Source organism: Caballeronia sp. 11_S32, from assembly GCF_056930355.1.
In genome coordinates this window covers 174,857-189,297 of the sequence record NZ_JBXOWH010000005.1, presented here as the reverse complement: position 1 = coordinate 189,297, position 14,441 = coordinate 174,857, and the positions used below count along the sequence as shown (strand labels likewise).

Sequence of the window (14,441 nt, the reverse complement as noted above, 5' to 3'; positions counted from 1 at the left end):
TTCTCCCTGGTCCGAAACCGAACTCGAACGAGCCGAACGGCCTCGTCTAATCCGCGCGCAGTCCACCTTTCCTCGACGCTGAATCCGAACGACCTGAACAGCCTCGTCTAACGCGCAACCAGTCCGCCTTTCCTCGACGCCGAACCCGAACGACCTGAACATCCTCGTCTAACGCGCAACCACGCCGCCTTTCTTCGACGCCGAATCCTAACGACCTGAACAGCCTCGTCTAACGCGCAACCACGCCGCCTCTCCTCGACGTCGAATCCTAACGACCTGAACATCCTCGTCTAACGCGCAACCACGCCGCCTCTCCTCGACGCCGAATCCGAATGACCTGAACATCCTCGTTTAACGCGCAACCACGCCGCCTTTCCTCGACGCCGAACTCGAATGACCTCAAACGCCCCATAAAACGAACACGGCCTCCCGAAGGAGGCCGCGCACTTTGCAATCTCACCAGCCGAAGGCTACGAGCCCGCCAGGCTCTGATCGAAGACCCGCCTGAACATCGGCACGAGGAAGCGATTGCCGTATTCGCTCATGTGATGAAAGTCGGAATAGAGCGGCCGGCCATCGTGCGAGCCCATGCATTTGCCGTCCGGGCACAGATAAGGGCGCGGGTCGAGCAGATGGATGCCGCATTGCTCGTGCGCCTGATCCATCGCCTGAAGCAAGGCGCCGTTGCGCGCGACGTAATCGGAAAGCGTGATCGACAGATCCGGCGCCTTCGGGTCCTTCACTTTCTCGTGCGCGAGCGTCAGCGGCACATTGAAGTCGAATTCGGGAATCGGCTCCACCAGATAGACGGGACGAATCTTCGCGATGCGGCACACGGTCGAGAGCAAATGATCGCGATAACGCTCGGTCGAGAACGGCGCGGGCATCTGTCCGGGCCGGTCGAGGTTGACGAACGAGAAATCCGCCATGCCCGGGCTCGACCAGTATTGCGACCAGTGATTCGCGATGATGACCGGCGTCTTCGCCGTCTCGTCGCGGCTCAGGATATCGATGTACTTGCGGTCCTGATCGAAGCAGTCTCCGTTGCCGCGGCGGATGCCGTAGATCGTCGGGCAGCCCTCGATCGTGATCAGCAGGACGTCGCCGTCCTTGCCCTTGGGCACCGCCGCAACGACCGCTTCGGCGATCGCCTCCGCGTGACTGTCGCCGAGCACGACCACGCGGCTCTGCTTCTGCTTGCTCGCGACATCGCACGGATCGATCATCATGTGGCACTTCGTGCGGTGCGGATTCGTGTCGTAGGTCTCGCTGTCGGCGACGAACACCGAGCGGTCGAAGCGCTCCGGCACGCCCTGGCTCGCGTAGATGCTGCCGCCGCCGATCGCGAGCAGCGTCGCGAACACGAGCATCGGGCGCAGCGTGATGAATCTCGGGAACGCGCGCGTCTCGCCGCCCGCCGGCTTTCTCGTCTTCGATTCGATGAGCGCATACGAGAGCCAGCCCATCACGAAGCCGCCCGCGATGGCGCCCACGCGCCACGGCAGCGAGCCGTCCTTGTCGAAGTACGTGAGCGCGACGACGAACGGCCAGTGCCACAGATAAACCGAATACGAAATCCTGCCGATGAACTGCGCGAACCGGTTGCCCGTGAAGATCGACCTGCCGCGCGCCGCGAGCAGCACGAGCGCCGTGCCCAGTACCGGCACGAGCGCGAGCATGCCCGGCCACGCATTGTCTTCGTTGAAGGTGAGCGCGCCGTACATGATCATCGCGAGCCCGGCGAACTCCATCGCCCGGCGAACGGGCCGGCCGGGCCGAATCGGGAACAGACAGACGAGACCGCCCGCGAGCATCTCCCAGGCGCGCGTCGGCAGCAGGAAGAATGCAGCCGTCGGCCACTTGGTCGGATCGGAGAGATAGGCGCACAGCGCGAACGACACGAGCGCCGCGCCGATCAGCGCGACTACCGTCCCGCGCTGCCCGAACAGCTTGCGCACGAGCAGAATGGCGAGCGGATACAGCAGATAGAACTGCCACTCGACCGAAAGCGACCACGTGTGCAGCAGCCACTTCAGGTGCGAGCGGACATCGAAGTAGCCCGCTTCGCGCCAGTAGACGATATTGGAGAAGAACCCGAGGCTCGATCCCGCTGCCTTGCCGAACGCACGGAACTCGGAGGGCAGAAGCACGATCCAGCCGAACACCGTGAGCGCGAAGCAAAGAAACGCGAGCGCCGGGATGATGCGTCTCGCGCGGTCCGCGTAGAACTCGATCACCGAGAATCTGCCCTTCGCGATCCGCCTGAAAATGATGTCCGTCATCAGGTAGCCGGAGATCACGAAGAACACGTCGACGCCGAGAAAGCCGCCCTTGAAGCCGGGCACGTCGAAGTGAAAGAGGACCACAGCGAGGACTGCGAACGCGCGCAGTCCGTTGATATCGTTACGAAAGTTCATCGCGACCTTTCTCCTTTTCGTGCGTGCCGCGCGCGTGACGGCCCGCCGCGATGGCGTTCGCCATCGCGTCGTACCGCGTGAGTCAACTTTCTTTCAAACGAACAGACCGAACTCCATCTCCGCAAGCCGGCTCTCTTCGGACTGCGTGGCCCGCGCGACTTCTGCCATGGTCGCGGGCTGCACGCCGTATGTGTCTCTCAGATGAGCGTGGTGCCTGAGCACCGCTTCGAGCACGGCGAGATTCTCGGCGAGATTGGCGCCGAAGTTATGCGGATGCCACCACAGGTGAAACGACTTTCCGGTACGCGCCGCCGAAGTCATCGACTGCTTGATCCGATGGATCCGCAGCCACTCCAGCGCGCGCTTGTTGCGCGCGTACGGGCGCAGAAAGCGGCTCGAACGCACGTCCACGAGGCCGCGTGAAGGGCGCGGATCGAAGGCGTGATCGCCCGAGAGATTGACATAGGCATCGGCGAGACGCGCGGCGCGCCGCAACGCGGCTTCATCGGCGCGCGATGTTTCGCGGTACATCCAGCTGCGCTCGGTGCCCCGGTATGCGACGAGCCCCTGCGCCGCGCAGACCGAGAGATACGCGTTGTTCACCTGATTGCGCGGAAACACGATGCTCGCGGGCGGATCGGCGAGACGCCGGATCGACGCGACCGAGGCTTCCATGTCCGCCGCGAATTGCGCCTTGTCCTGCCCCGCTTCGAGACAGTAGTAATGGCAGAAGGTATGGCTCGCGAGCTCGCTGCCTTCGGTGTCGACGATCTGGCGCGCGAGCGACAGCCCGTAGTGGTACGGATCGCTCTTCTCGTTTTCGCCGATCGAATCGATATAGCCGTTCACGTACGGGCTCAGCTTCGCATCGGTGTAGGTCGGCCGGATGTCGGGCAGGTTCGCGAGCAGGTCCTTCTTGTTATCGAAGAGCAGCATGCCGACCGTCGCCCACGTCGCCTTCACGCGATACTTCGTGAACATCGCGAGCATGGCGGGAATCGCCTCGCGCACGCCGAGGATGTTCTTTCCATATGTGGCGATCGTGCGATGGTCGCGCACGCCCCACATCAGTTCGAAATCGAGCGAAATCAGGAAGTAGGACATCGTCGTCAGGGCATCAGGAAGTAGTGGTAGACGCCTTCGAAATAACTCTTCGTGGCGTCGGCGGCGACCGCCACGTACACGCCAACGGTGATCGCGAGCACAATCGCGTTCTTGAACTTGATCTGCGGGGCGAGGAACGGCAGCAGCAAGGGCACGCAATACCAGACGCGGCCCTTCGCGAACGGAAACACGAAGAAGGCGACGATGAGATACACGAACAGGCCGACATGCATGATCGACAGGCGCGTGAGGCTGCTCTGTTCCTTCGTGTCCGGCGAGCGCCACGTCGAGTAGAGCACCATCACGGACGCCATCGTGTAGAAGAACAAGAGCGCGAGCAGCTTGATCGTGAAGTTTTCCTGATAGCCGGTGTACTCGTCGATGCGCCGCCCGCCGTAGGTCGCGAACAGGAACCGCGCCGCGGATGCCAGCACGACCGCCGCCACGCTGACCGCGACGAGCGCCCGCCCCTTCTTCTCGCCGAAGAAACTCGCGGTCAGCAGGAACGCCGTGGGCACCGCGAAGGTCGTGTGCACGAAGCTCGCGAGTCCCATGCCGAGCGTGGGCCGGTTGAAGCGGAATGCGAACAGCATCGCGAGCGCGAGCCCGAAGCCCTGGCGGATCTGAAACAGGCCGACCGTGGCGAGCGCATACGGAATCACGAGCCACAGCACGAGCCCCACGAGCGGGCGGCGCGTCTGCAGCAGCGAATACATCACGATGAGATTGAGCAGGATCACCGTGGTGCGGATGCCGCCCTCGGGCGTCACGCCGAACGAATTCAGCAGAATGACCCACGAGCGCCAGCCCAATTCCTCGGTGATGAGGCTGACGAGAAAGCCGAAGTCCGACTCGCGGTTGCGATAGAACTGCACGAGCCAGTGCCAGTCCGTCGAGCGGAAGTACTGGATGTACGCTTCCTGGTCGAAGATCAGCCCGACGCTGCGCTCGCGGAACGCGACGATCGAAATCGCGGTGGCCGCGAGCACGAGGAACGCCCATCCCGAGGGCGTCATGAAGTACGCGAATCCGGTCACTCGCCTCGCGGGTGCGCGTTGCTGCGCGGTGTTGTCCATGGTCGTTGCTTGCATCGTTTTGGCCTTTTTCCGCTTTAGTTATTGTGTGCAGGCGCGGCTTTCATGGCACGAGCCTCAGGTTGTTGACGACGATCTTCGGTCCCGCCTTGTCATAGTCGATGCTCTCGACAGTCGTGAGCCGCGGGCTCACCCACGTCGGCGAATGGCTCGCGATCTTCCCCGACACCATGCGCCCGTTCAGCTTGAGCGACGACACGGCGAACGCGGCATCGCTCGCGCCTTCGTCGCGATGATTCGTGATGTCGATGTCGATATGCTTGGGCACCGGCCCCACGATCTCTTCCAGCCAGACGATGATCCCGTACCGGCAGTTGCGCGTCGTCGGATTGACGATGCGAATGTTCTCGAGAATGTCGGCGTTGCTGTTCGGCTCCGCGTCCAGGCCCGCTTCCGGCTGCGTGCCGCCGATGTTCTCCCACAGCGGATTCTCGAACACGATATTGCGCCCGCTGATGATCGACACGCCCTGGCGGCGGCAGCGGTCCGCATGATGCTTCACCACGCGGATGCCGCTGCTGTACTTGTGCGCGACGTTGTAGCTGTTGGCGATATAGATGCCGTCGCCCCAGCAGCCGACCGTCTTCGGCGCAATCAGCGTCACCTCCGTGCTGCCCGCTATCGAAAAACCCATGCCGTGGCCGTTCTCGCGCAACTCCGGCTTGGCGGCGTTCAGCTCCTTGCTGCCGTCGAGCACCGCGTTCTCGACGAACACGTTGCTCACGTCCCAGATGCGCAACATCGAGTAGAACGACGTGTCGTGCGGCAGCAGCTTGATCGACGCGCCCGGCGCGAAGCGCACATGGCTGTCGCGGCGCAGATCCAGTCCTTTTGCGTCGATGCGGCATTTACCGGTGATCAAAAGCGTCTGATCCACCGACCGGTCGATGGCCGTCTGCAGCGCGACGCGGTCGTTGGTCCTGCCATCGCCCTTCACGCCGAACGACTTGTCGGTGACGACATCGCGCTTCAGCGCCGCGCGCGCGTCGAGTCCCAGCGCGCCCGCACTGCCGGCCACGGCTCCCATCAGCAGAGAGTGGATCACGCGCCGCCTGTCGACCATTACGCCTTTTCTCCCGTGACCGTGCGCGGGTAAGCCGCGCTCTTGCCTTCGTCGCCGCGTGCGCGCGCGCCGAGCCGCGCGAAGATGCCGTCCCACTGGCGCAGGATCGCCGGCGACGAGTAGCGTTGCCGCACCGAGGCCGCCGCCTTGCGTCCGAGCTCGGCGCGCAGCGCTTCGTCCGACATCACGCGGCGCAGCGCATCGATGAGCGCCGCCTTGTCGCCGGGCGGCACGAGCACGCCGTCTTCGCCGTCGCGCGTCAGTTCGCGCGGGCCGCTCTTGCAGTCGAACGCGACCGTCGCGAGACCGAGCGCCATGCCTTCGAGCATCGCCATCGGCAGGCCTTCGTAGCGCGACGACAGCACGAAGGCATCGGAACGCGCCATCTCTTCCCAGGGCGTCGTCGTCTTGCCGGGCATCAGCACGCGTTCGCTCATCTTCAGCTGCGCGACCTGCGCTTCCAGCACCGCGCGCTCCGGGCCTTCGCCCCAGATCCACAAGTCCCAGTCCGGGAACTCCGGCGCGAGCGTCGCGAATACGTCGATCAGCAAATCGAACTGCTTCTGCGTATTCAGACGCCCCACCGCGACGAGCCGCCTGCGCGCGCTCTTTTCGACGGTCTCGGGGCGCAGCAGAAGCAGTTCGTCCGGCAGCGGATTGGGCACCACCTCGATGCCCTTCACGCGCGGCACCATCTTCCGGAACGACGCCTCCATGTTGTCCGTGAGCAGCGTGAGCAAGTCCGCGCTCGGATAGACGAAGCGGCACATCCGGCTCATGAGCTGCGAGCGGCCGTCGGCGGACGGATCGATATGCTCGCTCGCGATCACCGGAATGCCGAGCCCGCGCGTGGCGAGAATCGTCGTGATGTTCACGTTCGAGAGAAACGACACGACCACGTCCGGCGCGCTCTCGCGAATCAGCGCGCGCAGCGCCCGAAAACGCGCGGGATACTGCAGCATGCGCGCGCCGGCCTTCACGCGATCCGCGAGAAAGATGCAGCGCACGTTCTCATGGAGCGGATAGAAGCACGCGCCGCGGCCGCTGTACGTGATGACGAGCGTCACGGTATCGCCGCGCTGCGCCCACGCATTGACGAGCGATGCCGCGACGCGCTCCGCGCCGCCGCTTCCCATCGAACTGACCACCAGCATGATTTTCATCGGCTGCGGCTCCTCATGCTTTGCCGGGAACGCGCAGGCTCGCGCGCCGCGGAACCGCCACGCCGGACGCTTCGAATACTTCCTGCCACAGCGCGATGGTCTTCGGCAGCGCGAAGGTCTCGTTGACGGAGGTTGCGCAGAGCGCCATGCGATGCCGTTCGGCGTCGTCGTTCATCAGCGTTTCGAGCGCTTCGGCGAGCGCGTTCGCATCGCCGACCGGCTTCACGAGCAGGCCGTTCGTGCCGGGCGTGACGATCACGCGCGGCCCGGAATCGCAGTCGTAACTGACCGCGGCGCAGCCGCTCGCCATGGCTTCGACGAGCGTCATCGAAAAGCCTTCGAAGCGCGAGCTCAGCACGTAGAGATCCGCGCGCTCGTACCAGTCCGCGACGTTGCCCGCGCGGCCCGGCAGGAACACGCGGCCATGCAGCTTCGCCTCGTCGACGCGGCGCTCGAGGCTCGCGCGCGCCTGGCCTTCGCCGACGATCACGAGGTCCCATTGCGGCAGCGCGCCGGCGATCTTCCTGAACGCGTCGATGAGACTGTCGAAGCCCTTTTCCGGCGACAGCCGGCCGACCGCGAGCAGCACGCGCCGGTCATCGCGCACGACGCTCTTCGGCTCGATGATCGGGTTCGTGCGCGCGATCGGCAGCGTGAACGGCGGCGGAATCACCTTCACGTCGGTGCAGCCGCAATATGTCTCGATCCATTGCCGGGTTTCGTCGGTGAGCGCGACGACCTTGTCCGCGAAGCGGTATGTCAGGCGGCGCAGGCGCTCCCAGAACGGCGTGAGCGGCGCCCGCGGCGGATGCGTGTGCTCGCTCGCGATGATCTTGTACGGCAGGCCGATGCCCGCGAGCACGGCGAGCACGTTGGCGGTTGCCATGACGCCGAGCGCAACGGTCGGCTTGGTCTCGCGCAGCACCTTGCGGAAGGCCAGCACGCGCTTCACGTTCGACATCAGCGTGCGCACGAAGCCGCCGCCTTCCACGCCGCCCGCGAGACCCAGCTCGATGCGCTTCACGCCCGGATGGAACGGATAGACATCGCCTTCACCGGCCGTCAGCGTGACGACGGTCACGTCCCAGCCGAGCGCCGCCCACTCGTTCGCGAGATTCGCGGTGACGCGCTCCGCGCCGCCGCCGTGCATCGAGTAGATGAAAACGACGATCTTCATGCGGTCCTCGTCGCCATGTCGGCTTCGGCCGGCACGCGCCGCCCGGAAAGGAAGCGGATGTACCAGGGCATCGCGATCGCGAGACCGTCGGCGAGCGGAATCGCGTTCGCATAGCCGAGCAGTTGCGCGGCCTTGTCGACATTGGCCTGCGAATGGCGCACGTCGCCGGCGCGGAACGGCGCGTACACCGCGCTGCCGTCATTCACCACGCCGTTATCGGCGAGCACGCGCTTCAGGCCATCGTATAGCTGATTGAGTGTCGTGCGGTCGCCGACCGCGACGTTGTAGACCTGGTTGCGCGCGTCGGCGCCGGATGTTGCCGCGAGGATGTTCATCTGCACCACGTTGTCGATGAAGCAGAAATCGCGGCTCGTTTCGCCATCGCCGTTGATGGTCACCTGCTCGTCGTCGATGAGCGCGGCGGTCCACTTCGGGATCACGGCCGCATACGCGCCGTCCGGGTCCTGGCGCTTGCCGAACACGTTGAAATAACGCAGGCCGATGGCGTTCAGGCCGTAGGTGCGCGCGAACACCGATGCGTACAGCTCGTTCGCATACTTCGTCACCGCATACGGCGAAAGCGGCTGGCCGATGCGGTCCTCGACCTTCGGCAGGCCAGGATGGTCGCCATAGGTCGAGCTGGACGCCGCGTACGTGAAGCTTTCCACTTTCGCGTCGCGCGCGGCGACGAGCATGTTCAGAAAGCCGCTGATGTTGACTTCGTGCGTCGTGATCGGGTCGTTCACCGAGCGCGGCACCGAGCCGAGCGCGGCTTCGTGCAGCACGTGCGCGGCGCCCTTCACCGCGGCGCGGCAGTCGTCGAGATTGCGGATGTCGCCCTCGATGAAGCGGAAGTGGCTCCATTGCGCGGGCGTCACGAGCGAGCGCACCTCGTCCAGATTGCGCTGATGGCCGGTCGCGAAGTTGTCGAGCCCGACGACTTCCTGATCCAGCTTGAGCAGCGCTTCGAGCAGGTTCGAGCCGATGAAGCCGGCGACACCGGTGATCAGCCACTTCTGCGGGTGGCTCTTCAGTTGTTCACGGACCGATTCGTAACGATCAGACATGAAAGTCTCCAAATTGACCGACGGGCGCGGCATGCTCGCGGCGCTCGCCTTCAATCACGATCGAGGGCACCAGCTCGCGATACACGGCGAGCGTCTTCTCGATCACGATGCGTTCGTCGAAATTCTTGAGCGCCTTTTCGCGCGCGGCGAGGCCGAGCTTTCTCGCGAGCGCGCGATCGTCGTCGAGCGTGCGGATCGCATCGGCGAGCGCGCCGGCGTCGCGCACCGGCACCTGCAAACCGTCGACGCCCGACTCGCTCACCACTTCGCGGCAGCCCGGCGCATCCGTCGTGATCAGCGGCAATGCGCAACCGGCGGCTTCGATCAACGCTTTCGGCAGCCCTTCGCGATAGCTCGGCAGCGCCATCACATCCACTTCCTTGAACAGCTTCGGCATGTCGCTCACGTGGCCGAGCCATTCGACGAGCCCTTCCTTCACCCAGCCCTGCACCATCGCCGTGCTCACCGACGCCGGATTGCCGTCATCGGGCGAGCCCGCGAGCAGGAAGCGCACGGTGCGGTTCTCGCGCCGCAGCATGCGCGCGGCCTCCACATATTCCTCGATGCCCTTGTCCCACACGAGCCGCGCCGCCAGCAGCACGCGCAGCGGCCTCGTCGCGTCTTCCGGCGATTCCTCGCGCACCTTGAAGCGCGTCAGATCGACGCCCGACCCCTTGATGAGCCGGATTCCATTCTTCTCGACGATGCGCGCGGCCTCGAACAGCTTGATGTCGTCCGGATTCTGCAGGACGAGAATGCTGTCGCGGCCGTTCAGCGCCGAGCGCATCACCGAGCGCACGACCGGCTTCAGGAGCCGCGCCTTGAGGTCGCGGCTCGTGAAGACGTAGCCCATGCCCGCCACCGCGTTCACGCGCGCCGGCACGCCGGCCAGCTTGCTCGCGAACGAGCCGTACACCGCGCTCTTGATCGTGAAGCCGTGCACGAGCTGCGGCTTTTCGCGGCGGAAAAAGCGCGCGAGCCACAGCACGAGCGCGAGCTCGCGCAGCGGATTCAGGCTGCGGCGGTTCATCGGCACCGCATGCCAGCGAAAGCCCAGATCGCGCAGCTTCGGGCCGTATTCGCCGTCCGGTGACAACAGAATGACCTCGAAACCCGCGTCGCGCAGTTTGCGAGCGAACGAAAGACGAAAGTTATATAGATACCAATCGGTGTTGGCGTACAGAACTACCTTGGGCATCTTCATTGCAGACTCCGAACGTCCGGTGGACATCGCCGCGGGCAACCCCCGAACGTCGAGGGCCGAACCGCGGCGATGTTGTGCGACGGGGTGCATCGGCCGATGCGGACGTGGCCCTCATTCCCTGGCCTCGCCCGTCTTCCGATGACGCTCCAGCCTCAGAGACGCATGTCGCTCGCCTCGGGCGGCAGGACGTATTTGAGGTCGCACAGGACGTGCTGCGCCTTGCCGTAGGCGTGAATGCCTTCCGCGCCTTCATCGGCGAACTGGCGGTGTGCCACGGCGAGCACGATCGCGTCGTAGATGCCCTTGGCCGGCTGGTCGATCGGATCGATGCCGTACTCGTGATGCGCCTCTTCCTTCGACACCCACGGGTCGTACACGTCCACCTGGACGCCGTATTCCTTGAGGTCGGCGATGATGTCGACCACGCGCGTGTTGCGCAGGTCGGGGCAGTTCTCCTTGAAGGTGAGGCCCATGATGAGCACGCGCGCGCCCGAGATGGCGATATCGCGCTTGGTCATGGTCTTCACGAGCTGCGAGACCACATAGTTGCCCATGCTGTCGTTCAGGCGGCGCCCGGCGAGGATGATCTCCGGGTGATAGCCGATCGCCTGCGCCTTGTGCGTCAGGTAGTACGGGTCCACGCCGATGCAGTGGCCGCCCACGAGGCCCGGACGGAACGGGATGAAGTTCCACTTCGTGCCCGCCGCGAGCAGCACGGACTCGGTATCGATATTCATCTTGTTGAAGATGATCGAGAGTTCGTTGATGAGCGCGATGTTGACGTCGCGCTGCGTGTTCTCGATCACCTTGGCCGCTTCCGCCACGCGAATGCTGCTCGCCTTGTGCGTGCCCGCCGCGATGATTCCGCGATACAACTCGTCGACGAAATCGGCCACTTCGGGCGTCGATCCGGACGTCACCTTCTTGATGTCCGGCAGACGGTGCGACTTGTCGCCCGGGTTGATGCGCTCCGGGCTATAGCCGACGAAGAAGTCCTCGTTGAACTTGAGGCCCGACATCTTTTCGAGCACCGGCACGCACTCTTCTTCGGTCGCGCCCGGATAAACCGTCGATTCATAGATGACGACGTCGCCCTTCTTCAGCACGCTGCCGATGGTCGTCGACGCGCCGATCAGCGGCGAGAGATCCGGACGCTTGTAGTGGTCGATCGGCGTCGGCACGGTGGCGATGAAGACGGTGCAGCTGCGCAGATCCTCGACATCCGCGCTGTATTGCATGAAGGTGGCCGAGGCCAGTTCGGCATCGTCGACTTCGAGCGTGACATCGCGGCCTTCGCGCAGCGCGTTGATGCGCGCGCGGTTGATATCGAATCCGACGACAGGATGACGCTTGCCAAATTCCACGGCGAGCGGCAGGCCCACGTAGCCCAGACCCACAATGCCGAGTTTCAACTCATGCGGCGAGAACATATTCACTTCTCCTCGTTTTACACACTCAGGACGTTTGGTTTGATTAGTAGTACTTTTTGATTCAGAGTCCAACAGGAGCGGATGCCCGATGAGTCAGCCTCTAGTCTTCCTTGTCGGCCTTGTAGGCAGCGTAGGCGTAGCCGCCGTATTGGCGCGCCTGGGCGTAGTTGCCGTAATGCACCTTGAAGCCGTTGAGCAGCACGCCGGTGACGCTCGCGCCCGACTGTTCCAACCGCTTCACGGACTCCGAGATTTCCCCGGAGCGCGTATCCCCATAACGCGCGACGAGGAAGATCGAGCCCGCGACGGGCGCCATGATCGCCGTGTCCGACACAGCCAGGATCGCCGGTGCGTCGAGCAACACGATGTCGTAGTCCTCCGATGCGCGGCTCACCGATTCCGTGAACGCATTCGACAGGAGCAGCTCGGCCGGGTCCGGCGGATAGAAGCCGGCCTGGACGAAGTCGAGGTTGTTCAGCACCGAACGATGCACGGTCTCTTCGAGCGTGCTCGAGCCGTTGACGATATCCACGAGGCCCTTGCCGCGCGGCAGGCCGAAGTACTGGTTCAGGTGGCCACGGCGCAGATCGCAATCGACGAGCAGCACGCGCTTGCCGCCGGCCGCCAGCAGGGTCGCCAGGTTCGCCGACACGAACGACTTGCCGATGCCCGGCAGCGGGCCGGCCAGCATCACGACGTTGTTCGGCGCGTCCATCAGCGCGTGGTGCAGGGAGGAGCGCATCATGCGCAGCCCTTCGACGGCCGGGTCGGTCGGATACCGCGAGGCGAGTGCGAGCTGCTCCGGCGCCTTGTCGGCGATGCGCTTCGCCAGCTCTTTCTGGCGCTCGCTGTCCGGAATGGTCGCGAACACCGAAAGACCCGTCTTCGATTCCAGTTCCTTCGGATCCAGCACGCCCTTGAACAGGAAGTCGCGCGCGAAAGCCAGCACGATGCCGAGGAAGAGGCCGATGCCAGCCGCCATCACGAGCACGAGCGCCTTGACCGGCTTGACGGGACGCTCGGGCACTTCGGCGCGGTCGAGCAGTTCCACCGTGGGCACGCGGCCTGCCTTGATGAGACGCATCGTCTCGATGTTGTTGCGCAGAGCCGAATACACGTCGGTGGTCACGCGCACATCGCGCTGCAGGCGAAGCGCGCCCTGCTCGGCCGCCGGCATCGCCTTGACGCGCGCCGCGAGGTCGTTGATGTACTTCTCGGTCGCCGCGATCTGCTGGTCGATCACCACGACGCTCGGGTGAGCCGCCGAAAAGTGGATCGCCAGGTCCGAACGACGGCGCTTGAGGTCGAGCAACTGGGCATCCGCCTGGGAGGCCTGCTGCATGACAATGCGGCCTTCCTCGTCCGGGTTGAACAGCGTGCGGCTGTTACGGTAGGCGTTGTAGTTGTCCTCCGCCGTTTCCATCTGACGCTTGGCGTCCGGAAGCTGCTGCTCAAGATACTCGAGCGACTTCTCGGCGTTGATCCCGCGGCGGTCGGCGTTCTGCTTGACGTACATGCGCGACAGCTCGTTGATCGTCGCCGCCACGAGCACCGGGTCCTTGCCCTCGAGCGTCGTGCTGATCACGCCCGACTTGTTGCCCTGCTCGGCGATCAGCAGCGTGTTCTGCAGCCGGTCGATAGCGGACGTGCGCGAGTTGCGCGTGAGATCGAACTCGACACCCTTCTCGCCGTGGATGAAGCTCACGAGCAGCGAGATCGGGCCCGCATCGGTGTCGAAGCGCTGCACGGCGCCGACCTGGCCGCCGACACCCGTCTCGACGCCCGGGCCGCGCACCTGATACTGGCCGTTGCCGAGATAGCGGAGCGTGTACTCCTTGCCTTCATATTTGCGCGGCACGTCGAACGCGGAAACGTCGATCGACTCGGCGCCCCACGCGTAGCCGCCGCGGCCGAAGAGGCCCGGCGTCGACGTTTCGTCGCTCATGCGCGCGATCATGCCGCCGACGATCGGGAAGCGATGCGGCGCGGCCTGGATATAGAGCTTGAGCGCATCGACGACGGGGCCGAGCACGAACTTCGAGCCGATGACCTGGATCTCGCCTTCGGCCGTCGCCCGCTGATCGAACATCGACGCGGCTGTCCTCACCATGTCGCGCGGATCGCCCTGCGGCGCGGCGGTCGACTCGTCGACCTTGACGAGCATGCCCGCCTGATAAATCGGTGATGAGAAGAATGCATACACCACCCCGAGGGTGAAAACGATCGCCACGGTCGCCGCGATCATCTTCCAGTGACGGCCCAGCGTTTCGAGGATCGAGGTGAGCTCGATCTCGTTGTCGGTCTCGGCCGTTAAGACTGACGCCTGATTTTTAACTTTCATGGAACGTCTCGTTACTGGCTCTTATGGGACCGGCGCGCGGAGTGCACACCGGATGCGGATCGAAACACCATCAGCGCGCCCTTCAAAAGGACGCAAACCCAATATGTATTGATGACTTCTGACCTGCCATTCGAGGCCGTTAAAATCCCGCCCCGGCATTGCAGTCGTATTGAAACACACGACTCAAAAAAAGAGAAATACCACCAGACGATTTTTGTTGTTTAACGAACCTTTCACCGCGGCCAAGTGTTCATTCGCGCATTTTTAAGAATTTTTTGAGTATGCGGGCCATTTGACCAGATCGAAAATTATCACAGCGCACCTTGTTGTATGCGCGGCACCGCACATATAATCGCTGTTAACCGGTCTGCTAATTATAAG

General features: G+C 64.0%; 10 protein-coding genes. All 10 read right to left on the bottom strand.

Translation table 11 applies throughout. The features are described from left to right. Positions 1–470: 470 nt before the first annotated feature. The 10 genes from AC1Z32_RS35505 to AC1Z32_RS35460 all read right to left on the bottom strand — a co-directional run bounded on the left by AC1Z32_RS35505 (position 471) and on the right by AC1Z32_RS35460 (position 14,060). A complete protein-coding gene (locus tag AC1Z32_RS35505; RefSeq protein ID WP_483483540.1) occupies positions 471–2,417 on the bottom strand; it encodes an acyltransferase family protein in 1,947 nt (648 codons plus the stop codon). 93 nt (positions 2,418–2,510) lie between these two features. Next, entirely contained in the window at positions 2,511–3,521 is a 1,011-nt protein-coding gene (locus AC1Z32_RS35500; RefSeq protein ID WP_483483539.1) for a polysaccharide deacetylase family protein, read from the bottom strand. 5 nt (positions 3,522–3,526) lie between these two features. After that, entirely contained in the window at positions 3,527–4,612 is a 1,086-nt protein-coding gene (locus AC1Z32_RS35495; protein WP_483483538.1) for an EpsG family protein, read from the bottom strand. A 46-nt stretch (positions 4,613–4,658) separates the two neighbouring features. Beyond that, complete coding sequence (locus AC1Z32_RS35490) at positions 4,659–5,678, bottom strand: hypothetical protein (RefSeq protein WP_483483537.1); 1,020 nt, start codon at positions 5,676–5,678, stop codon at positions 4,659–4,661. After that, entirely contained in the window at positions 5,678–6,841 is a 1,164-nt protein-coding gene (locus AC1Z32_RS35485) for a glycosyltransferase family 4 protein (RefSeq protein WP_483483536.1), read from the bottom strand. The genes AC1Z32_RS35490 and AC1Z32_RS35485 overlap by 1 nt, the downstream gene beginning before the upstream one ends. Positions 6,842–6,854: 13 nt before the next feature. Continuing rightward, positions 6,855–8,018: a glycosyltransferase family 4 protein gene (locus AC1Z32_RS35480; protein ID WP_483483535.1), complete on the bottom strand. Its 1,164-nt coding sequence runs from the start codon at positions 8,016–8,018 to the stop codon at positions 6,855–6,857. After that, positions 8,015–9,085: an SDR family oxidoreductase gene (locus AC1Z32_RS35475; RefSeq protein ID WP_483483534.1), complete on the bottom strand. Its 1,071-nt coding sequence runs from the start codon at positions 9,083–9,085 to the stop codon at positions 8,015–8,017. Before AC1Z32_RS35475 ends, AC1Z32_RS35480 begins: the two co-directional genes overlap by 4 nt. Continuing rightward, the gene (locus AC1Z32_RS35470) at positions 9,078–10,289 is read right to left on the bottom strand and encodes a glycosyltransferase family 4 protein (protein WP_483483533.1); all 1,212 of its coding nucleotides are present in this window, start codon (positions 10,287–10,289) and stop codon (positions 9,078–9,080) included. Before AC1Z32_RS35470 ends, AC1Z32_RS35475 begins: the two co-directional genes overlap by 8 nt. 152 nt (positions 10,290–10,441) lie before the next feature. After that, positions 10,442–11,719, bottom strand: a complete 1,278-nt coding sequence (tviB, locus tag AC1Z32_RS35465; RefSeq protein ID WP_483483532.1) for a Vi polysaccharide biosynthesis UDP-N-acetylglucosamine C-6 dehydrogenase TviB — start codon at positions 11,717–11,719, stop codon at positions 10,442–10,444. Positions 11,720–11,819: 100 nt separating this feature from the next. Beyond that, positions 11,820–14,060: a polysaccharide biosynthesis tyrosine autokinase gene (locus tag AC1Z32_RS35460; protein ID WP_483483531.1), complete on the bottom strand. Its 2,241-nt coding sequence runs from the start codon at positions 14,058–14,060 to the stop codon at positions 11,820–11,822. Between the last annotated feature and the right edge of the window lie 381 nt (positions 14,061–14,441).